The organism is Seonamhaeicola sp. ABD4_175 (assembly GCF_056160885.1).
Genome location: NZ_JBSWYC010000004.1, coordinates 67,887 through 89,380 on the forward strand (window position 1 = coordinate 67,887; position 21,494 = coordinate 89,380).

General features: G+C 31.7%; 22 protein-coding genes. 14 read left to right on the top strand and 8 right to left on the bottom strand.

What is annotated here, in order from left to right; translation table 11 throughout:
- The first annotated feature begins 83 nt into the window (after positions 1 to 83).
- The 5 genes from ACXAG4_RS12940 (at position 84) to ACXAG4_RS12960 (ending at position 5,265) form a co-directional block, all read left to right on the top strand.
- A complete protein-coding gene (locus tag ACXAG4_RS12940; RefSeq protein WP_475296504.1) occupies positions 84 to 698 on the top strand; it encodes a dual specificity protein phosphatase family protein in 615 nt (204 codons plus the stop codon).
- Between the two features lie 83 nt (positions 699 to 781).
- The gene (locus tag ACXAG4_RS12945) at positions 782 to 2,203 is read left to right on the top strand and encodes an L-serine ammonia-lyase (RefSeq protein ID WP_475296505.1); all 1,422 of its coding nucleotides are present in this window, start codon (positions 782 to 784) and stop codon (positions 2,201 to 2,203) included.
- Between the two features lie 82 nt (positions 2,204 to 2,285).
- Positions 2,286 to 3,104, top strand: coding sequence for a 3-methyl-2-oxobutanoate hydroxymethyltransferase (gene panB, locus ACXAG4_RS12950; RefSeq protein WP_475296506.1), 819 nt, complete (start codon positions 2,286 to 2,288; stop codon positions 3,102 to 3,104).
- 52 nt (positions 3,105 to 3,156) lie between these two features.
- Positions 3,157 to 3,858: an RluA family pseudouridine synthase gene (locus ACXAG4_RS12955; RefSeq protein ID WP_475296507.1), complete on the top strand. Its 702-nt coding sequence runs from the start codon at positions 3,157 to 3,159 to the stop codon at positions 3,856 to 3,858.
- A 27-nt stretch (positions 3,859 to 3,885) separates the two neighbouring features.
- Positions 3,886 to 5,265 carry an aldehyde dehydrogenase gene (locus tag ACXAG4_RS12960; protein ID WP_475296508.1) on the top strand — a complete coding sequence of 460 codons (1,380 nt, stop codon included), beginning with the start codon at positions 3,886 to 3,888 and terminating at the stop codon, positions 5,263 to 5,265.
- A 39-nt stretch (positions 5,266 to 5,304) separates the two neighbouring features.
- Here the strand turns inward: ACXAG4_RS12960 and ACXAG4_RS12965 are convergent, their stop codons facing one another.
- The 5 genes from ACXAG4_RS12965 to ACXAG4_RS12985 form a co-directional block, all read right to left on the bottom strand.
- Positions 5,305 to 6,102 carry a sensor histidine kinase gene (locus tag ACXAG4_RS12965; protein WP_475296509.1) on the bottom strand — a complete coding sequence of 266 codons (798 nt, stop codon included), beginning with the start codon at positions 6,100 to 6,102 and terminating at the stop codon, positions 5,305 to 5,307.
- Between the two features lie 41 nt (positions 6,103 to 6,143).
- Entirely contained in the window at positions 6,144 to 6,875 is a 732-nt protein-coding gene (locus tag ACXAG4_RS12970; RefSeq protein ID WP_475296510.1) for a hypothetical protein, read from the bottom strand.
- A 61-nt stretch (positions 6,876 to 6,936) separates the two neighbouring features.
- Positions 6,937 to 7,449, bottom strand: coding sequence for a hypothetical protein (locus ACXAG4_RS12975; protein WP_475296511.1), 513 nt, complete (start codon positions 7,447 to 7,449; stop codon positions 6,937 to 6,939).
- 89 nt (positions 7,450 to 7,538) lie between these two features.
- Positions 7,539 to 8,165 carry a CPBP family intramembrane glutamic endopeptidase gene (locus tag ACXAG4_RS12980; RefSeq protein WP_475296512.1) on the bottom strand — a complete coding sequence of 209 codons (627 nt, stop codon included), beginning with the start codon at positions 8,163 to 8,165 and terminating at the stop codon, positions 7,539 to 7,541.
- On the bottom strand, positions 8,155 to 8,625 hold the full coding sequence (locus ACXAG4_RS12985) for an Lrp/AsnC family transcriptional regulator (protein ID WP_475296513.1): 471 nt from the start codon (positions 8,623 to 8,625) through the stop codon (positions 8,155 to 8,157). Before ACXAG4_RS12985 ends, ACXAG4_RS12980 begins: the two co-directional genes overlap by 11 nt.
- 157 nt (positions 8,626 to 8,782) lie before the next feature.
- Between ACXAG4_RS12985 and ACXAG4_RS12990 the strand changes: the two genes are divergently transcribed.
- A complete protein-coding gene (locus ACXAG4_RS12990; RefSeq protein WP_475296514.1) occupies positions 8,783 to 9,982 on the top strand; it encodes an aminotransferase class I/II-fold pyridoxal phosphate-dependent enzyme in 1,200 nt (399 codons plus the stop codon).
- Positions 9,983 to 10,274: 292 nt separating this feature from the next.
- Here ACXAG4_RS12990 and ACXAG4_RS12995 read toward each other — a convergent pair whose 3' ends face one another.
- Positions 10,275 to 10,427, bottom strand: a complete 153-nt coding sequence (locus ACXAG4_RS12995; RefSeq protein ID WP_475296515.1) for a hypothetical protein — start codon at positions 10,425 to 10,427, stop codon at positions 10,275 to 10,277.
- A 112-nt stretch (positions 10,428 to 10,539) separates the two neighbouring features.
- On the opposite strand from ACXAG4_RS12995, the gene nhaC reads away from it, so the two are divergent.
- The 5 genes from nhaC to ACXAG4_RS13020 all read left to right on the top strand — a co-directional run bounded on the left by nhaC (position 10,540) and on the right by ACXAG4_RS13020 (position 14,493).
- On the top strand, positions 10,540 to 12,033 hold the full coding sequence (gene nhaC, locus ACXAG4_RS13000) for a Na+/H+ antiporter NhaC (protein ID WP_475296516.1): 1,494 nt from the start codon (positions 10,540 to 10,542) through the stop codon (positions 12,031 to 12,033).
- Between the two features lie 101 nt (positions 12,034 to 12,134).
- Positions 12,135 to 13,004: a cupin-like domain-containing protein gene (locus ACXAG4_RS13005; RefSeq protein WP_475296517.1), complete on the top strand. Its 870-nt coding sequence runs from the start codon at positions 12,135 to 12,137 to the stop codon at positions 13,002 to 13,004.
- 160 nt (positions 13,005 to 13,164) lie between these two features.
- Positions 13,165 to 13,803, top strand: a complete 639-nt coding sequence (locus tag ACXAG4_RS13010; RefSeq protein ID WP_475296518.1) for a peroxiredoxin — start codon at positions 13,165 to 13,167, stop codon at positions 13,801 to 13,803.
- Between the two features lie 57 nt (positions 13,804 to 13,860).
- Positions 13,861 to 14,169 carry a thioredoxin family protein gene (locus tag ACXAG4_RS13015; RefSeq protein ID WP_475296519.1) on the top strand — a complete coding sequence of 103 codons (309 nt, stop codon included), beginning with the start codon at positions 13,861 to 13,863 and terminating at the stop codon, positions 14,167 to 14,169.
- 66 nt (positions 14,170 to 14,235) lie between these two features.
- On the top strand, positions 14,236 to 14,493 hold the full coding sequence (locus tag ACXAG4_RS13020) for a DUF6952 family protein (RefSeq protein WP_475296520.1): 258 nt from the start codon (positions 14,236 to 14,238) through the stop codon (positions 14,491 to 14,493).
- Between the two features lie 445 nt (positions 14,494 to 14,938).
- On the opposite strand, the gene katG is transcribed toward ACXAG4_RS13020, so the two are convergent.
- Together katG and ACXAG4_RS13030 are read right to left on the bottom strand one after the other, a co-directional pair.
- Positions 14,939 to 17,113, bottom strand: coding sequence for a catalase/peroxidase HPI (katG, locus tag ACXAG4_RS13025; protein ID WP_475296521.1), 2,175 nt, complete (start codon positions 17,111 to 17,113; stop codon positions 14,939 to 14,941).
- 241 nt (positions 17,114 to 17,354) lie between these two features.
- Positions 17,355 to 17,900 carry a fasciclin domain-containing protein gene (locus tag ACXAG4_RS13030; RefSeq protein WP_475296860.1) on the bottom strand — a complete coding sequence of 182 codons (546 nt, stop codon included), beginning with the start codon at positions 17,898 to 17,900 and terminating at the stop codon, positions 17,355 to 17,357.
- A 177-nt stretch (positions 17,901 to 18,077) separates the two neighbouring features.
- Between ACXAG4_RS13030 and tpx the strand changes: the two genes are divergently transcribed.
- From tpx to ACXAG4_RS13045, 3 genes are all read left to right on the top strand, one after another.
- The gene (gene tpx, locus ACXAG4_RS13035) at positions 18,078 to 18,578 is read left to right on the top strand and encodes a thiol peroxidase (RefSeq protein ID WP_475296522.1); all 501 of its coding nucleotides are present in this window, start codon (positions 18,078 to 18,080) and stop codon (positions 18,576 to 18,578) included.
- A gap of 8 nt (positions 18,579 to 18,586) precedes the next feature.
- A complete protein-coding gene (locus ACXAG4_RS13040; protein WP_475296523.1) occupies positions 18,587 to 18,955 on the top strand; it encodes a diacylglycerol kinase in 369 nt (122 codons plus the stop codon).
- A 126-nt stretch (positions 18,956 to 19,081) separates the two neighbouring features.
- Positions 19,082 to 21,481 carry a DNA translocase FtsK gene (locus tag ACXAG4_RS13045; protein ID WP_475296524.1) on the top strand — a complete coding sequence of 800 codons (2,400 nt, stop codon included), beginning with the start codon at positions 19,082 to 19,084 and terminating at the stop codon, positions 21,479 to 21,481.
- Positions 21,482 to 21,494 lie beyond the last annotated feature (13 nt).

Genomic DNA, 21,494 nt, shown 5'->3' on the forward strand with positions numbered 1-21,494 from the left:
TTAACTACTTCTATTTTAATGTTTGCTTAAAAAGAAGCTTTAATTAAACTTTTAAATTGCTACTTTTAAATAGTTGTTTTATCATGAAACCTAAATATGCCACTAATTTTTTTAGTAATTTAAATGTAGTTAAGTTTTACCTTAAGTATTTTAAGTATAATTTTAGAACCGTATCTAAAGGAAAAGTTTACAAAAGTGGTGTAATTAATCCCAATAAAATTGTAGATTTTTTAAACGAACACAATATTAAAAGCGTAGTAGATTTAAGGCTTCCGGGAACTACAGATCTAAAAAATAATCCTGAAATTACAACCGAAGTTAATGCCGAAAAAGCAGCCTTAGAAAAAACCGACACAATTACCTATTTTTATAATGGTACTGCACAAGTACCCAAAAAGAAACAAGTAAAATCGTTTTTAAATATAATGGATAACCCCAATAATTATCCGGTTTTAATACATTGTCACCATGGCGTAGGACGAGCTAAATTATTTTCGGCATTATATAGAATAGAATATGAAGGCTGGAGCAATGAAAAGGCCAGAAAAAAAACAAGATTGCTAACAAAATGGAGCTCTTTTGCCATAGGAAAAGCTAAAGGTGATTTTTTAAATAATTACACAAAACGTACTGACCAACAACCTGCTGTAATTAAATTAAAAGTTAAAAAGAAAAAACCATTTAGAGTGGCAACTTAACCCTACTAAAAGTCTTCAGTAATTATAACTAAATACATAAAAAAACAATTTATATTTGCCCAAACTATAACGTTTTCGTGAATATGGAATGTATCTCTGTTTTTGATATGTTAAAAATTGGCGTTGGCCCCTCAAGCTCACATACTTTAGGGCCTTGGCGTGCTGCCGAACGCTGGATAAATAAATTAAAAGATACCAATAAGTTTCATTTAGTTGAAAAAATTACGGTTAATTTATACGGCTCGCTATCTTTAACTGGAAAAGGGCATGCCACAGATTTTGCTGTTATGCTTGGACTTAGTGGCGAAAACCCTGAAACCATAAACACCACAAAAATTAAAACAATTATAAATGCTATTAATACAAACAAAACAATATTGTTTGCAGCTGAAAAACCAATAGCTTTTAACCCAGAAACCGATATTATTTTTAATAAAGAATTTCTGCCTTTTCATGCAAATGGCATGAGTTTTACAGCCCAAATTAATGGAAGAAAATTCACAAAAAAATACTACTCTATTGGTGGCGGTTTTGTAGTAAAAAAGAAACGAAAAAACGCCAAAAAGAATTTTGAAATAAAGTGTACATTCCCCTACCCAGTTGAAAAAGGTACTGAGCTGTTAGCGTTTTGCAAGGCATTAAATATGTCTGTTTCTCAAGTTGTTTTAGAAAACGAAAAATCAATTAGAACCGATACTGAAATTAACTACCAATTAAAACGTATTTGGAATGTTATGTTAGATAGCATGTATACCGGCTGCCACACCGAAGGCATATTACCTGGAGGTTTAAATGTAAAACGAAGAGCCTATGACATGCACTATAAACTAATTGGCAACAAACCATATACTAATGCTACGGAATGGATTTATAGCATTAGAGATACCGAGGTTAAATTCCGCCAGATAATAAAATGGGTAAGCTGTTTTGCCTTGGCTGTTAACGAAGTTAATGCCTCACTTGGGCGTGTAGTTACTGCTCCCACAAATGGTAGTGCTGGCGTTATTCCTGCAGTTTTGATGTACTATTTAGTTATTGAAAATCACGATGGAAATTTTGAAGACATTAAAAAATTTCTACTTGTTGCTGGCGAAATTGGCAGTATTTTTAAAAAAGGTGCTACTATTAGTGCCGCAATGGGTGGCTGTCAAGCAGAAATTGGTGTATCATCTGCCATGGCCGCAGGTGCGCTTTGCGAACTTTTAGGCGGTACACCAGAACAAGTTTTAATTGCTGCCGAAATTGCTATGGAACACCATTTAGGCTTAACCTGCGACCCTATTGGAGGCCTCGTACAAATACCTTGTATTGAACGCAATGCCATGGGTGCCATTAAAGCTATAAATGCGGCAGAATTAGCGCTTGACACCAACCCAGAAAATGCAAAAGTACCTTTAGATAAAGTGGTTTCTACCATGTGGGAAACTGCTAAAGATATGAATACCAAATACAAAGAAACCAGTGAAGGTGGTTTAGCTATAGGTGTACATTTAAGCGATTGCTAAACACCTAAACATATTATAATTTAAAGGCTTTACAGTTAAATTTATTACATTTACAACCAAATTAATTACTAAACTAAAACAAATGTCTACTGCAAAAAAAGAATATAAGCGCGTTACCGTAAAATCATTGGTTGATATGAAACGAACCAACGAAAAAATATCAATGCTAACAGCTTATGATTATACAATGGCAAAAATTGTTGATGGCGCAGGTGTAGATGTTATTTTAGTTGGTGATTCTGCTAGTAATGTTATGGCAGGCCATGAAACTACACTACCAATTACTTTAGACCAAATGATTTATCATGCATCATCAGTAATTAGAGCTATTGACAGAGCTTTAGTAGTAGTAGATCTACCATTTGGAAGTTACCAAAGTGACCCCAAAGAAGCCTTGCGTTCTGCCATTAGAATTATGAAAGAAAGTGGTGCGCATTCTGTAAAACTTGAAGGCGGTAAAGAAGTAAAAGAATCTATTAAACGTATTCTGCACGCTGGTATTCCTGTTATGGGCCATCTTGGTTTAACACCACAATCTATTTATAAATTTGGCACTTACACTGTTAGAGCCAAAGAAGAAGAAGAAGCAGAAAGACTTATTGAAGACGCCAAAATGCTTGAACGTATTGGCTGTTTTGCTATTGTTTTAGAAAAAATACCTGCTTCGCTTGCTAAAAAAGTAGCCGAAAGTGTAAGCATTCCCATTATTGGTATTGGTGCTGGACCACATGTTGATGGACAAGTACTTGTTTTACATGATATGCTTGGCATGACACACGAGTTTAATCCGCGTTTTTTACGCAGGTATTTAAACTTATATGAAGACATGACAAACGCTATGAAACAATATGTAGCCGATGTTAAAAGTGTTGATTTTCCTAACGAAGAGGAACAATACTAAAACTATTAATTGTTTGGTTCTTGTTTATAATTTGTAATAATATGTGTAATTAGTGTCTAATAAAGTTTTATCAAATAAAGGCAATCTTCAAATTATTTACGAAGACAACCACATTATTATTGTAAATAAACGTGCTGGTGATATTGTACAAGGTGATAAAACTGGCAATACACCTTTAAGTGATGTTGTTAAAAGCTATATTAAAGATAAATACAACAAACCTGGTAATGTATTTTTAGGCACTGTACATCGTTTAGATAGGCCAACTACTGGTATTGTAATTTTTGCTAAAACAAGTAAAGCTTTAACGCGGTTAAATAAACTTTTTATTTCAAAAGATATAGATAAAACGTATTGGGCTGTGGTTAATAATGAACCTTCAAAACCTAAAGGCACACTTATTAACTGGCTAAAAAAGAACCCAAAAAACAATAAATCTTACGCCCACAACAGTGAAATAAAAGATAGTAAAAAAGCCATTCTTCATTATAAATTATTAAAAAAACTAGATAATTATTGCTTACTTGAGGTTAATTTAGAAACAGGAAGGCATCATCAAATTAGATGTCAGCTTTCAAATATTGGCTGCATTATAAAAGGCGATTTAAAATACGGTGCACAACGCAGTAATAAAGATGCCAGCATACACCTACATGCCAAACAAATTCAGTTTGAACATCCTGTTTCAAAAGAAAATATAAAAGTAACAGCTCCTTTACCTAATGACGCTATTTGGGCTGCTTGTTCTAACTAATTTCTTATATTTAAAGAAAAAGTTTTAATGAACATTCCAGAAATAATCAGTGCGCAAAAAGCATTTTTTAAAACACAACAAACTAAAAATCTTGCTTATAGGCTACAATTATTAAAAGTTTTAAAAGCTGAAATAATTGCTAATGAGCAAAACATTTATACTGCACTGAATAAAGACTTTAAAAAACCAAAATTTGAAAGCTTTTTAAGTGAGTTTGGTTTGGTAATTTCGGCACTAAACCTAAGCATAAAAAACTTAAAAAAATGGGCTAAACCACAACGGGTTAAGGCTTCAATACTCATGTTTCCTTCAAAAGATTATATTTACAATGAACCTTACGGAACTGTACTTGTAATTGGCCCCTGGAACTACCCTTTTTTACTAGCCTTAGAGCCACTAATAATGGCCATTGCTGCTGGAAATACCGTTGTTTTAAAACCCAGTGAACTTACTGAAAACACTTCAAACTTAATTGAAAAAATTATAGCAAAAGTTTTTCCTGAAACTGTTGTTAAAACGGTACAAGGCGGCGTTGATACTTCTACTGAATTACTTGCCCAAAGATGGGATTATATTTTTTTTACCGGCAGCGTGCCTGTTGGCAAAATTGTAGCCAAAGCAGCGGCTAAACATTTAACGCCTGTTACTTTAGAATTAGGTGGCAAATCACCCTGTATTGTTGATGAGACCGTTAATTTAAAATTGGCTGCCAAACGCATTGTTTGGGGTAAATTTTTAAATGGTGGGCAAACATGTGTAGCTGCAGATTATGCCATTGTACATAAAACTATTAAAAATGATTTTGTAAAAGATTTAATAAACGAAATTAAAAATGCTTATGCCGAAAATGTAGAGTTTTCAGAAGATTTCCCAAGAATAATTAATGAAAAAAACACCAAACGGTTATCAAACATGCTTAATGGCGCAAACATAATTTATGGCGGAAATATTGCTATTAATAAATGCTATGTCTCCCCTACTTTAGTAGCTATTGATGATGTTAACTCACCTTTAATGAAAGACGAAATTTTTGGTCCAATACTTCCTATTTTAACTTATGAAACAGAAGCTGATATTGAAAACATTATTTGGCATTATGAAAAACCACTAGCCTTTTATATTTTTTCAAACAACAAAAAATTTGTAGAAAATAGTATTAAAAAGTTTGCTTTTGGTGGCGGTGTAGTTAACGATTTACTTATTCATTTAGCCAACCATAAATTACCCTTTGGCGGTGTTGGCCATAGTGGTATTGGTGCTTATCATGGCAAGTATGGTTTTGATACGTTTACACATAAAAAAGCTATTGTAAAACGTGGTAATTGGATAGATCCGCCTGTGCGATACGCACCATATACAACTAAAAAATTTAAGCTTTTAAAAACAATGTTTAAATGGTTTGGTTAATTTTTAAATGCTCATAAAATTTCAACCTTAAAAAAACTATTAAACAAAAGGATAATTTATGCTAAGCGTAACACCATTACCTACTGCAGATTGTAAGTTTAATTGAGCGTTTACTAATTTGGCTCTGCTTTGCATATTTAATAACCCAGCGCCTTTTTGTACTGTGCTTACATTAAAACCTATACCATCATCTTTTGCAGTAATAGCAAGGTTTTCATTGTTGTAGTTTAATGTAACACTAAGGTTTTGTGCTTCAGAATATTTTACTGAATTTGATAAGAATTCTTGAATTATTCTGAACAAAATAATTTCATGTTGCCTGTTTTCAAACGGCTTTATATCTCCTAAAACAACTAATTCTGCTTTAGAAAACTTCATTTTTTTTAAACGTTTTAATTCATTTTCAATAGATTTTTCAAAACCTATATTTAAAACAACTTCGTTATTTAATGTTCGTGATAATTGCCTTACCTCTTGCAAGCTTTGACTTAAGGCATCACTGGTGTCTTTAAATTTACTTTTTAAATCTTCGCTTGCTTGCATTTTTAAAATGCTTAATTGCATACTTGCAAATGATAGTAATTGCCCCACATTATCATGCAATTCCCATCCAATATTTTTAAGTGTTTGCTCTTGAGTTTCGGTTTGAGCTAAAGAAATTTCTTTTTCAAAGGCTTGCTCTTGAGCTATTTTTTCTAAAAGCAACTTGTTTTTACGTTTTAAAAACACCACAAAAAACACAATAACTAGAGCGGTTATAATTACCAAAACAGCTATCATATAAATTAATAAATACCGTTCTGAAGCTGTACTAGTTATTGGTTTTATTTGAAGCATAAAAAAAGATATGTTTTATTTTGAACGGTAAAAAGTAATAATTAAACTGGTTGCGTTTTATTTTCGGGTTTACAAAAAATTAAGGCAAAGGTGAAGGTTGAGTACATAAAGATGTTAGCAAATAAATAAATTAAATACCTTAATTTTCTATATTTTACATCGCTAAAAACATCTATTTCATACGTTGTATATATATCATAAAAAACTATGGGCGTGATAATTAGCCACCAAATAAAAATTGTAGCACTTATATAAAAATTCAAATCTTTATAAAAGTATAATATTTTATCGCTTAGTAAAATTTCTAAGAAATAAAATACTGAGCACATAAAAATAATTATGGCTCCTGAAACACTAATTATAGGAAAAAATTTATTGAAAAAATCTTGAAAATTACAGGCTATATACAATATTGAAAAACCTAAAAAAGTAATTGAAGCTATCTTTATTATTTTTTTAAATTTTCTATTACTTAAAACTTTATGGTAATAAAACCCAAAAAACAAAATGGCTCCTACACTCCAGTATGTGGTAGTCCACCAATAGTTTTTTTCAATAATTGTTCCTTTTAAAAAACTTAAAAACTTATTGCCTCTAATGTACCATGTATAACCTCCTAAAAAATCAAACAACACCACACAAACTAAAAAATAACTAAAAAATTTAGCCTCTGTAAATTTATATTTTTTTAAAAGCAATAAACTTACAGAAGCTGCTATTATTTCAACTGAATGGGTTAATAAAAGATAATTTTTTAAAAAAAAATCTTCCATTACAACGGTTTAGTTGAATAATTTGTGTTCTTCATTTATAAAAATGGTTTTAACAATAAAATCAAGGTAAACCATCAGTTCCTCCAGTACCTGCGTTTAATGGTGGCGCCGGTATTTTATTATCGTTTTGAATATTAAAATTTAATACACCTGCTTTAGAGGTGTTTTTAAAACCTGTAGGTACTATAAAAAGTGTGTTTCGGTTTTTCTTTTTAGATTTTGAGTTATTTCCATAATTACCCATAAATACGGTAATACCCGTCATTTTATATCCTAGTGAATCAGATTTGGCTTCAGCATAAGCTAAATATTCTTTTACAACATCTAAAGACCAACCAACATTAGTTGTTATTTTTCTAGGGCCTTCAACTTCTATAAAAGAATCAATTTCTGTTGGATTATTTTTTTGCCAATTTTTAAATAGCTTAATACCTTGAGCAAAGGTTATTGTATCTTTTGGAACTTTTTTACTTACATGCAAATTTTCCATGCTTTTTGAATGTCTTGGGCAAAAAAAGTACGTTAGCAAAGCACCTGTAACTAACCCCAAAAGAAGGACTTTAAAATTTTTCATAAATTACATTTGTTTAAGTTAATAGCGGAAATGCTAAAAGTACTAATTTTTTTAAATATTGAAATAATTAAAAATTTTAGAATAATTAATTACGTTGGAAAACCTAACATACTACCCATGCCAACTGTAAATAACCAACAACCATATAACGCATGCTCTATTGATACTAATAGTATTGAGTTTGTTTTTTTATAGGTGTATGCAAACAATAAACCGCCCAAAAAAGTTAAAATAAGCACCAATGTATTTTTAAAAAGTAAATGCGCTAAAGCAAAAACCAAGGCATTTAATAATAAAAATAATTGAGCATTTTTTACTAAACTTTTATAACGACTGAAAAAAAATGTACGATAAATTAACTCTTGCGGATAAACCGATAAAAATGTGTAAACAAACAAAATAAACACATATAATTGAGGTTTATTAAGTATTACGTAAAACAACGCATTCTTATTAGTAACCCATACAAATAAAGTAGTTACTGTTGCTATAATTAAAAACTTTGTAAGCGTTTGTTTACTAAAGCGTTTCCAATTTAAATTTTGTGCTATTTTAAATTTTAATCCTTCAATTTTTATTAACACAAAAATTACATAAGCAAAGCCTAAAACACCAATACTAAGTTTAATTATTGGCAAATAATTGCATGTAAAACTTACCGGTATTACTATAAAAATTATAAAAAACTCAATATACTTATAAATGCTACTCTTCATTTTCAAAATTAATAGCTGTGGTATGTTTTACTTCATTTATTACAAACATACTACGTGTACTACCAATATGCCTAATTGTAGTTAGTTTTTTTACCATAAATTCTCTAAAAGCGGCCATATCAGTTACTAAAACTTTAAGTAAATAATCATAATCGCCACTTAAATGGTAACACTCTAAAACTTCGTTTAGTTGGTTTACTTCTTTTTCAAAACTCACCACATACTCTTGTGTGTGTTGCACCAATTTTACGTGACAATACACACTAAAATTTTTAGCTACTTTTTCTTTATTTAGTATTGCTACGTAGCTTTTTATAAATCCGCTTCTTTCCAGCTTTTTAATACGCTCATAAACTGCTGTAACAGATAAATTCAGTTTGTTAGAAAGTTCTTTATTAGTTTGCTTACTATCGGTTTGTAAAAGCTCTAAAAGTTTTTTATCAATTGAATCAAACACCATGATTGAAAATTTTTCGGTTTAAAGTTACACTTCAATATTATAAAGAAAATTATTCGCAATAAATACAAATTATAAGATTTATTTTCATCTTGTAACATACACTATTGATAAAACAACTTAAAATTATGACTTTTACTAAAAATAAAACACATACAAAATGAGCTTTAAACCAGCAAATCAAATACAAGATTTACAATATTTTGGTGAGTTTGGAGGCGTTAATCCTTCAATTTCAGATTCATCAACCTATACGTTCCTTTCAGCAAAAACAATGTTTGATACTTTTGAAGGAAACGCAGACGGCTGCTACTTATATTCCAGACATTCATCACCTTCAAACTTATATTTAGGCGAAGCTTTAGCCGCTATGGAAGGTACTGAAACTGCCAATGTTGCAGCGTCTGGTATGGGTGCCATTACAGCAACACTATTACAGCTTTGCAACGCTGGAGACCATATAATTTCTAGTAGAACTATTTATGGTGGCACGTATGCGTTTCTTAAAAACTTCACCCCTAAATTTAATATTTCAACAAGTTTTGTTGATATAACAAAACCTGAAACGGTTGAAGCTGCTATAACTAAAAACACTAAAGTTATTTTTTGCGAATCGGTTAGTAACCCGCTTTTAGAAATTGCCAATTTAAAAGCTTTAGCCACCATTGCTAAAAAACATAGTATAAAACTGGTAGTAGACAATACTTTTTCTCCGCTATCAATTTCGCCAATAAAACTGGGCGCTGATGTAGTAATACATAGTTTAACAAAATTTATTAATGGTGCTAGTGATACCGTTGGTGGTGTAATTTGTGGCACTCAAGATTTTATTAATGACTTAAGAAACGTAAACAACGGTGCATCAATGCTATTGGGTAGCACTATGGATAGTTTAAGAGCCGCCTCTGTACTTAAAAACCTTAGAACTTTACACATTAGAATGCAACAACACAGTAAAAACGCCTTATTTTTAGCTGAAAAGTTTGAAGCAGATGGCCTTAAAACGGTGTATCCTGGTTTAAAATCACATCCATCACACAACTTATTTAAATCTCAAATGAACGAAGAATATGGTTTTGGTGGCATGTTAACTATTGATGTTGGCTCTTTAGAAAAAGCAAATGAGCTTATGGAGATGATGCAACAAAAAAACCTTGGCTATTTAGCTGTAAGTTTAGGTTTTTATAAAACGTTGTTTAGTGCTCCTGGAACTTCAACATCATCTGAAATACCTGAAAAAGAGCAAATTAAAATGGGCTTAACCGATGGTTTAATACGCTTTTCAATTGGTTTAGATGCAGATATTGATAGAACTTATAGTATGATGAAACATTGTATGGAATCTCTAAATGTTCTATAATAAACACTTTTTATAATTGGTTGAAGCTATAAGCTACAGCCAATTATTATTAGTATAATACAATGCTAATTAATTTTCATCATTTATATCGTCAGGTATGTTATAATTGCTTTTTTTTCTTTTCTGTATCAACATAAAAGTCTTATCAAAAGAAAATAATAAACATACCAATACTATTAATACCATGGTTAAAACAAAAAAAGTCATAATACCTGAGGGTTTAAGTTATACTTATTAGACACGTAAATATCTAAAAGTCACATACTTCATTAATAAAATGGTATATATAACTTTACCTAAATGGTGTTCTTTTTTTATGTTCTGGTATATAATCTGGAGAAATTTCAAAATCGTTATCATCTTCAATATGTGATGTATAACTATCAATGTAAAAGAAAAAGCCTAATAAAACTAAGGCAGTAATTGAAATTATTAAAAGAACCATTTTTGAGAGTATTTGAGAGTTTTCTTTTAAAAGAAATTAAATTAGCAATTATACTTCAAAAGCAACAATTAAAAAGAAATTGTTACTTTCACGCTAAATATAGAAATTATTTATGGAAAGTCAAAACATTAAACCAAGAGAACCACAAGATGAAAACATTATAACTAACAAACAATTAAGCATATGGGAAGCTTTAATTCCTGTTTTTGCTTTGGTTATTATGCTGTTTTTCAATGTTTTTTTTGTTTATGGTGATAATGCTTTAAGTGGTAGTAACCAATTTATTTTACTATTAGGGGCTGCAGTAGCAGCTATAGTTGGCTTTTTTAATAAGGTTTCATACCAACAAATGCTTGATGAAATTGCCGAAAATTTGAAATCTACATCGGGTGCTATATTAATACTTTTAATGGTTGGTTCTTTAGCCGGCACATGGCTTATTAGTGGTATTATTCCTTCTATGATTTATTATGGCTTACAAATATTAAATCCAACAATATTTTTGGCTGCTTGTGTGGTTATTTGTGCCATTATATCCGTAGCAACAGGTAGTAGCTGGACAACATCGGCCACAGTTGGTATTGCTTTAATTGGTATTGGTGAAACATTAGGCATTTCTTTGGGCATGACCGCTGGTGCTGTGCTTTCTGGTGCTTATTTTGGTGATAAAATGTCGCCATTAAGTGATACTACAAACTTAGCACCTGCTATGGCTGGAGGCGAATTATTTTCTCATATAAAATACATGGCCTTAACTACTATACCAACCATTGTTATAACCCTAGTAATATTTATTATTATTGGGTTAAGTATTGATACTACTGGCACACCTGACATTTCAGATAAATTAATAGCCATTGATAATGCTTTTAATATTTCGCCTTGGTTATTTATTGTGCCTGTTATTGTAATTGGAATGATTATAAAAAAAACACCACCCCTGGTAGCGCTTTTGGTAGGAACACTTTTGGGTGGTATTACTGCTATTATTGCTCAACCAAACATTGTTATGGCAGTTGCACAAGCTGATAGTTTAACCTTTACATCGGCTTATAAAGGTGTAATGAACGCCATTACTGTTGATGCGGCTGTTGAAACTTCAAGTGCTGAATTGAATGATTTATTTTCATCTGGAGGCATGAACGGTATGCTTGGTACCATTTGGTTAATTATTTGTGCCATGGTTTTTGGTGGTGTTATGGATGCTATTGGTGCTTTATCTAGAATAAGCGAAGCGTTATTAAGTTTTGCTTCATCTGTTTTTGGGTTATTTGCTAGCACCGTGGCTAGTTGTTTAGCTTTAAATTTCACAGCTTCCGATCAATATTTAGCATTAGTAGTACCGGGTAAAATGTTTAAAAAAGCATATGAAGATAAAGGTTTAGCTCCAGAAAATTTAAGTAGAACATTAGAAGATTCAGGCACAGTTACATCGGTACTAATTCCTTGGAATACATGTGGTGCTTATCATTCGGGTGTTTTAGGTGTACCGGTAGTAGATTATGTGTTTTTTGCTATTTTTAATTGGTTAAGCCCGTTTATGACTTTACTTTTTGCGGCCTTCAGAATTAAAATAAAACAACTCACTTCAAAAGAAAACATGTAATTAATCTTATTATCTTAACCGATAATTTTGTTGTACATCTTTTTTATTTCATTTAAAATTTTAACTGAACAATATTTGTTATCAATGCTATTAACAAATTTATGGATGCTTATAAGATTAATAAAATAGAACGATGCTCTGGTATATCAGAGAAAGAGTTCTACAACAAATTTGTAAAAAAATCAATTCCTGTTGTTATATGTGATAAAGCCAAATGGGTTTTTTCAGAAAAATGTACACCTGAATACTTTAAAAAAAACTATAATCATGTTACAAAAGTTGTAAACGGTACCAAACATTCTTTATCAGAAATAATTGAACTTTGTCAAAATTCAACACCAACAAATAAAGCTCCTTATCCAAATATTTATGATATACCAAAGCATTTTCCTGAATATCTTGATTTAATTCCAAAAATTCTCTACGGAAAATCTAATCGTATATTCAGTAAACTACTGCCAAATATTATAGCTAGTAGAAATAATCAAATTGAATTTTTCTTTGGCGGATATGGCTGCTCATTTCCTTATTTACATATTGATTATAATTGGGTTCATACACAACTTACCCAAGTTATAGGAGAAAAAGACTTTATCTTGTATCCTCCAAGTCAAACCAAATATTTATATCCAGATAAAGATGCTCCCAATAAAAGCCCTGTAAATATTATAAACCCTGATTATGAAAAATATCCTGAATTTAAAAATGCTAAATCTGTAAAAGTTACTCTCAAACCAGGCGAAACTATTTTTATTCCCTCAGGTTGGTGGCATACAACTTATATTCATAATTTCAATCTTACTTTTGCTGTAGACCATGTAAATAAATATAACTGGAATACTTTTTTGAATAAAAATTATGATGTTGCAAAAAAACACATTCCTAAAGTTGCTTGGTCTTTAAAAATTTACAAAGTTATTTTTGGTACTATATTCAATATCAAAGAGTTTTTATTCAATAAATTAAAATAAAACAACTCACTTCAAAATAAAAATAAATTATAGATAAAAAAACAAACTATAATTAATATCTATTAACAAATAAGAAATTAAAATTTTAATTTTAAATGAATTCTTAACTGTATTTTATATTTGTAGTGTAAAAATTTAATAACTATTTAAATATAAAAACATGTCATTAGTAGGTAAAAAATTCCCTGATTTAAACGTAGACGCCATGAACGAAATGGGCGATACTTTTAAACTTAACGTATTAGAAGAAGCTGTAAACAACAAAAAGAAAGTTGTGCTTTTTTGGTATCCAAAAGATTTTACTTTTGTTTGCCCTACAGAGTTACATGCTTTTCAAGCGGCATTACCAGAATTTGAAAAAAGAAACACTATTATAATTGGTGCCTCTTGTGACACGCCAGAAGTACACTTTGCATGGTTAAACACTGCTAAAGATAACGGTGGTATTGAGGGCGTTACTTATCCAATTCTTGCGGATAGTAACAGAAACCTTTCTAGCATTTTAGGTATTTTAGATATTACTAATGAAAAATACGACGAAGAAACTGGTACTGTACAAGTTGAAGGTGATAACGTAACTTATAGAGCTACATATATTATTGATGAAGAAGGTACCGTACAACACGAAAGCATAAACAATATGCCTTTAGGTAGAAACGTTGGTGAGTACATTAGATTAGTTGATGCCTTAACACACGTACAAGAAAAAGGTGAAGTTTGTCCAGCAAACTGGGAAGAAGGTAAAGATGCCATGAATGCCAACAGAGATGGTGTTGCATCATACTTAGCTAGTCACTAAAAAATAACAACAATCAAGGTAGAAACATTTTCTGCCTTGATTTAAAAAAATATTGCTATGGTAAAAGAATTAGAACAAGATAATTTAGCAAGTATTGTTTCAGAAAACGATACTGTAATTGTGCAATACTCTGCCACTTGGTGTGGTAATTGCCGCATTATGAAGCCAAAATTTAAAAAATTAGCTTCAGAAAATGAAAACGTTTCATTTGTAATTGTTGATGCTGAAAAATTTCCAGAATCTAGAAAATTAGCAACTGTTGATAATTTACCAACCTTTGCCACTTTTAAAAACGGAAGTAAACAAAATCAAGTACAAACTAATAAGTTTGATGTTTTAAAAGAACTTGTTAACGAAGTAATTTAGTTTTTAAACACAGAAACACACAAAATAGTTTTCGCTTTCGCGGAAATGACAAATAACAATTTATTTATGAAGTTACCAGTAATTAAACATTTAACACAGTTTATTGAAGAAAACGACGAAGATTTTGTTCATGAAACAATTGAAACATTAGAAGCTTTAACCGAAGTACCATCATTAAAAGATGAAGAATTAGATGTTATAGGTGAGCTAATCTCTAACATGTACGGCGCAGTTGAAGTTAATAAAATGATTAAAGATGGTACACCTAAAAAAGAAGCACTAAATAATTTTATGCAACGTGTTTTAGGTTCTATTGACAAATAAATACTATTAGAAAAAGAAAAATTTTAAAACCACTTTGTGTATGCAAAGTGGTTTCTTATTTTTATAACCTTAGCCAACGTTTAAAATAGATTCATTAACTAAAATATGAGTGTTAAAAAGCTTTTAATAGTTTCACTGCTATTAACTTTTACTGGTAGTTTAATGATATATATTAAACTAAGCTATTTTTTTTGGAGTTCAAAGTTTGATTACCTATTCAACTTAGTTTTAGCTGTATTCTTAATTGCTGGCCTGCTTGCTTTAATAGCATGTACAATGTCTACAGTACAACTTTACAAAACTAAAAAATTTGAATGGCTTTGGCTTTTTAGTACTATAGTAACATTAATATTTATTGCTGTATTTATAAGCTATTTAGTTAATAATTAAAAAAGGAGTGGATTTAAAATCCACTCCTTTTTTTTTACATGTTTAAAATTTGATTTTATAAAATGTCAAATCTATCTGCATTCATAACTTTTACCCAAGCGGCCACAAAATCTTTTACAAATTTTTCTTTATTATCATCTTGTGCATATACTTCGGCATAACTACGTAAAATTGAATTAGAACCAAAAATTAAATCTACACGTGTTGCTGTAAATTTAGTATTACCCGTGCTACGCTCAACAATATTAAATATACCATTGGTAGCTGGTTTCCATTGGTAATTCATATCAGTTAAATGTACAAAAAAATCGTTTGTTAATGCGCCTTCATTTTCAGTAAAAACACCATGCTTTGTACCATCATAGTTAGTACCTAAAACACGCATACCTCCTAAAATAACGGTCATTTCTGCAGCTGTTAATCCCATTAATTGAGCTCTATCTAAAAGCATTTCTTCAGGAGTTACAACATACTCTTTTTTCAACCAGTTCCTAAAACCATCGGCAACCGGCTCTAAAGGTTCAAAAGATTCAGCGTCTGTCATATCTGCAGTAGCATCACCTCTACCCTTTTCAAACGGAACATCTACCTGTAATCCGGCATTTTTTATAGCCTTTTCAATACCAACATTACCTGCTAAAACAATAGTATCGGCAACACTTATATTAAATTCTGAAGCAATAGGCTGCAAAATATGTAATACTTTTTGAAGTTTTTCGGGCTCATTACCTTGCCAGTTTATTTGCGGTTTTAAACGTATACGCGCACCATTAGCGCCACCTCTATAATCTGAACCACGAAACGTTCTAGCACTATCCCAAGCTGTAGAAACAAGTTCGCCTATAGTTAAATTAGTTGCTGCTATTTTGGTTTTTACAGCTTCAACATCATAATTAGTATTTCCTTTTGGTACTGGATCTTGCCAAATTAAATCTTCGGTAGGTACATCGGGCCCAAAATAACGTTCTTTTGGCCCCATATCTCTATGTGTTAGTTTAAACCAAGCACGTGCAAAAGTATCAGAAAAGTAGTCGTGATCTACTCTAAACTTTTCCATGTACTCTCTGTAAATAGGATCTTCCTTCATTGCCATATCAGCATCGGTCATCATGGGCATGGTTAAAATAGAATCATCTTCAACATCAACAGGTTTGTGTTCGTCTTTTATATTTACAGGTTTATATTGTAAAGCACCTGCAGGACTTTTGGTTAACTCCCAATCATAGTCTAATAACATTTCAAAATAGCCACCATCCCATTTTGTTGGGTTTGTAGTCCACGCGCCCTCGGGTCCGCCCGCTAAAACATTTCTACCAACACCTCTAGATTTTGTATTCATCCAACCTAAGCCTTGAAACTCAATATCTGCGCCTTCAGGTGCCGCTGTTAAATCATCTGGATTTCCATTACCATGGCTTTTTCCAATGGTGTGCCCACCTGCAGTTAACGCAGCGGTTTCTTCATCATCCATAGCCATTCGTTTAAAAGTTTCTCTAACCATTGCTGCAGTTTTTAAAGGATTTGGTTTACCGTTTACACCTTCTGGGTTTACATAAATTAATCCCATTTGCACTGCTGCTAAAGGGTTTTCAAGCGTTTCAGGAGTTTCAACATCATCATATCTGTTATTACTTGAGGCAAGCCACTCTTTTTCTGCGCCCCAATACACATCTTTTTCTGGGTGCCAAATATCTTCTCTACCAAAAGCAAAACCAAAGGTTTTTAAACCAGCAATTTCATACGCTAAAGTACCAGCAAGAATAATTAAATCTGCCCATGAAATTTTGTTGCCATATTTCTTTTTAATAGGCCAAAGTAAGCGTCTTCCCTTATCTGTATTGGCATTATCTGGCCATGAATTTAGTGGTGCGAAACGTTGATTTCCTGTGCCGGCGCCTCCTCTACCATCAGCAAGTCTGTATGTACCTGCTGCATGCCATGCCACACGTGCCATCATACCTAAATATGATCCCCAATCTCCTGGCCACCAACTTTGGCTAGTTGTTAATAATTCACGTAAATCTGCTTTTAATGCTTCTACATCTAAAGTTTTTAACTCGTCTTTATAACTAAAATTTTCACCTAACGGATTGGTTTTTGTATCATGCTGATGTAAAATATCTAAATTTAGAGATTTTGGCCACCATTCTGTAACAGACTTTTCTGCGGCAGTATTTGATCCGTGCATAAAAGGGCACTTACCTGATGATTTGCTTGTTGAGTTTTCCATATGCTTATTTATTTAATTTTGAAATGATTACTAAAAAATACTGATTTTTAATAAACCATCATGATTTATAAAAGTTAAATTTATATTATAAAAACAACTCAAACTGATGTAGCTAATTCCAAAAAATTATAATCACATAAGAATTAATTATAACTTAAACAAAATCTATAATTAAAAACTATAAAAGCGCCAAAAGGCGCTTTTATAAACTAACTCAAAAAAATGTATTAGGTAATGCTTATTAAGATTTTGGTAGTAAAACCGTATCAATTACATGAATAACGCCGTTAGATTGATTAACATCTGCAATTGTTACTTTAGCCGAATTTCCATTTTCATCATTAACATAAACACTTTTACCTTTTAACCATAAAGTAATAGTACCGCCACTAACAGTTTTAACTTTGGCTTTTCCATTATTATCTTTAATAAGTTTCATAACATCATTGGCATTCCATTTACCAGCAACAACATGATATGTAAGTACGGTTTGAAGCATTTTTTTGTTCTCTGGTTTTAATAAATTATCTACAGTACCTGCTGGTAATTTACTAAACGCTTTGTTTGTGGGTGCAAACACCGTAAAAGGGCCATCGCCTTGTAAAACTTCAACCAATTCAGCAGCTTTTACGGCAGCTACTAAAGTTGTATGATCTTTTGAGTTTACAGCATTTTCAATAATATTTTTTGTTGGATACATGGCGGCACCTCCAACCATTTTAGTTTTTTCAGATTTCATACTAGTTTGCGCCATGGCAGTAGAAGTGATTAAAACTAAGGCTAACATTACTGTTTTGGTAATTAAATTAAATCGTTTCATGTTTTTTATTTTTTATGATTTACTCTACTAACGAAATTTTAAAACCACCGGTTTTTTAAAAATTCAATTTTAACATCCGTTAACACTATTTTAGCAATGAACATATTTATAATCCTTACTTTTATAAAAAATTAAATAAACATTATGGCAACAGTAACATTAAAAGGAAACCCTATAAACACATCGGGTAGTTTACCAAAAGTTGGTGAAAAAGCACCTGATTTCACATTAACAGCAACCGATTTATCTTCAAAAAGTTTAAACGATTTTTCTGGCAGCAGAATAGTATTAAATATTTTCCCAAGTGTTGATACCGGTACATGTGCCCAATCTGTTAGGCAATTTAACACAGAAGCTAGCGAACTTGAAAATACGAAAGTACTTTGTATATCGCGCGATTTACCTTTTGCACAAGACCGTTTTTGTGGTGCCGAAGGTTTAAAGAATGTGGTTAATTTATCAGATTTTAAAACCGGCGATTTTGGTAAAAATTATGGCGTAAATTTTGTTGATGGACCGCTTGAAGGTTTACTATCTAGAAGCGTTGTAGTCATTAACGAAAATGGCGAAGTTTTATATACCGAACAAGTAGCCGAAACCGTTGATGAACCTAACTACAAAGCTGCTTTAGAAGTTTTATACTAAAACATAACATGCAAAAAAAAGAATCCTTCTTGGTAAACCGCTTAAAAAGTGTTGGTTATGCTTTTAAAGGTGCAATATACCTTATTAAAACCGAAGCTAGTATTAAAATACAAGTTTGCATTACTATATTGGTAACCATAGCAGGATTCTTTTTTAATATTTCTACAACAGAATGGGCGTTACAGTGTTTTGCCATTGCCTTAGTTATGGCTATTGAAGGTGTTAACACTGCCATAGAAGCTGTTGCAGATTTTATTCACCCAGAACACCACCAAAAAATTGGTATTATTAAAGATATTGCTGCTGGTGCTGTTTTTATTGCCGCTTTTTTTGCAACCATTATAGGTGGCATTATCTATCTTCCTAAAATTTTATAGGCAAAAGGCATTGCTTTAATTGAGGTTGTGCAATTTTTTAAAATAAAGTTTCGTTAATGTTAGTAATTTGTATTTTTGTTGCATCGTATTAATTTCGATGCAAACATTTTCACACGTTAACCGTTAATGGCTAAGAAAAAAACCAATACCAAAAAAACATCAACTAAAAAAAAACTTAAAGCGCCAAGTTTCAAATTATCAAACCAACAAAAACTAATATTTGGTAGTTTTTTGGTAATACTTGGTATTGTTTTATGTGTTGCTTTTGTATCATACTTTTTTACAGGTATTGAAGACCAAAGTACACTTACCAATTTTACATCAAGAGATGTAAAAGCGCAAAATTGGTTAAGTAAAACTGGCGCATGGTTAAGTCATTTTTTTATACATAACGGTTTTGGTGTTTCGGCATTTATATTTGCAGGCCTTTTCTTTTTATCGGGTGTTTATGTGTTAATGAATTTACCAAAAACACGCTTAAGAAAACATTGGTTTTGGGGTGTTTTAATAGCCATTTGGGTTGCTATATTTTTTGGTTTTTTTGCACATAAAAATGATATGCTTGGTGGCGCTATTGGCTTTGAAATTAATAGCTTTCTGCAAGACTACATTGGTAAAATAGGCACATCGCTCCTATTGCTATTTGGCTTAATTACATATTTAGCTATTAGGTTTAAGGTAACTTTTGAAAGTATAGTTAGCGCCTTCAAATTGGCTAAAAAAGAAGTAACCGATGAATTATCAAAAACAAAAGAAGATGTTATAATTGCTGTTGACAACAATTTATCAGAAGAAGCCGAAGCTATAAAATCTGCTTTTGAGATTTCTTTAGATGATAAAAAAGAAGAAACCATTGAAACACCTGTTATTAAAGAACCAACTGTTAAAGTTGAAGTTACACCAACAGTTGCCGAAGATGTTGAAGAAGAAGCCAACAACTTAGAAATTAAAGTTGAAGATATTGCCGAAGAACAATCGGAAACTGATAATTTATCAAACAAACTGGTGGAAGATTTTGGTGAATTTGATCCTACTTTAGAGCTAAGCAAATATCAGTTTCCGCATTTAGATCTTCTTAAAAAATATGATACTGAAGGCATTACCATAAATCAAGAAGAATTAGAAGAAAACAAAAATAAAATTGTTGAAACCCTAAACAATTATAAAATTGGTATTGCAAGTATAAAAGCTACCATTGGGCCAACAGTTACACTATATGAAATTGTACCAGAGGCAGGTATTCGTATTTCAAAAATTAAAAATCTTGAAGACGATATTGCACTGTCATTATCTGCTTTAGGTATTCGTATTATTGCACCAATTCCTGGAAAAGGTACTATTGGTATTGAAGTGCCAAATAAAAATTCAACCATTGTTTCAATGCGCTCAGTAATTGCATCAAAAAAGTTTCAAAGTTCAGAAATGCAATTGCCTATAGCACTAGGAAAAACCATTAGTAATGAAACCTTTGTGGTAGATTTGGCTAAAATGCCACACATGCTTATGGCTGGTGCTACGGGCCAAGGTAAATCGGTTGGTTTAAATGCTGTTTTAACCTCATTACTTTACAAAAAACATCCGGCCGAAGTAAAATTTGTGTTAGTAGACCCTAAAAAAGTAGAACTAACCCTATTTAATAAAATTGAACGTCATTATTTAGCAAAATTACCCGATAGCGAAGATGCTATTATTACAGATAACACAAAAGTTATAAACACTTTAAACTCGCTTTGTATTGAAATGGACAACCGTTATGAGTTGTTAAAAAATGCCATGTGCCGTAACATTGCCGAATACAACCGTAAGTTTAAAGACCGCAAACTAAACCCAAATGATGGACACCAATTTTTACCATACATTGTTTTAGTTGTTGATGAGTTTGCAGATTTAATTATGACTGCCGGAAAAGAAGTTGAAACGCCTATTGCACGTTTAGCACAATTGGCTCGTGCCATTGGTATTCATTTAATTATTGCCACGCAACGCCCATCAGTAAACGTAATTACAGGTATTATTAAAGCCAATTTCCCAGCTAGAATTGCTTTTAGGGTAACATCAAAAATAGATTCGCGTACCATTTTAGATGGTGCTGGTGCCGACCAATTAATTGGTAGAGGTGATATGCTATACACACAAGGTAATGATATGATACGTATACAATGTGCCTTTGTTGATACGCCCGAAGTTGAAAAAATAACCGATTATATTGGTGCCCAAAAAGCGTATCCAGATGCTTATTTACTGCCTGAGTACGTTGGAGAAGAAAGTGGCACAAGTATTGATATAGATATTGCAGACAGAGATAAATTATTTAAAGATGCCGCCATTGTTATTGTAACAGCACAACAAGGTTCTGCCTCTTTATTACAACGAAAATTAAAATTAGGATATAACAGAGCAGGTAGAATAATTGATCAACTTGAAGCTGCTGGTATTGTTGGCCCCTTTGAAGGCAGTAAAGCTAGACAGGTGTTAATACCAGATTTAATAGCACTAGATCAGCATCTTGAAAACGAAATCCAGTAAAAAAACATTAAAA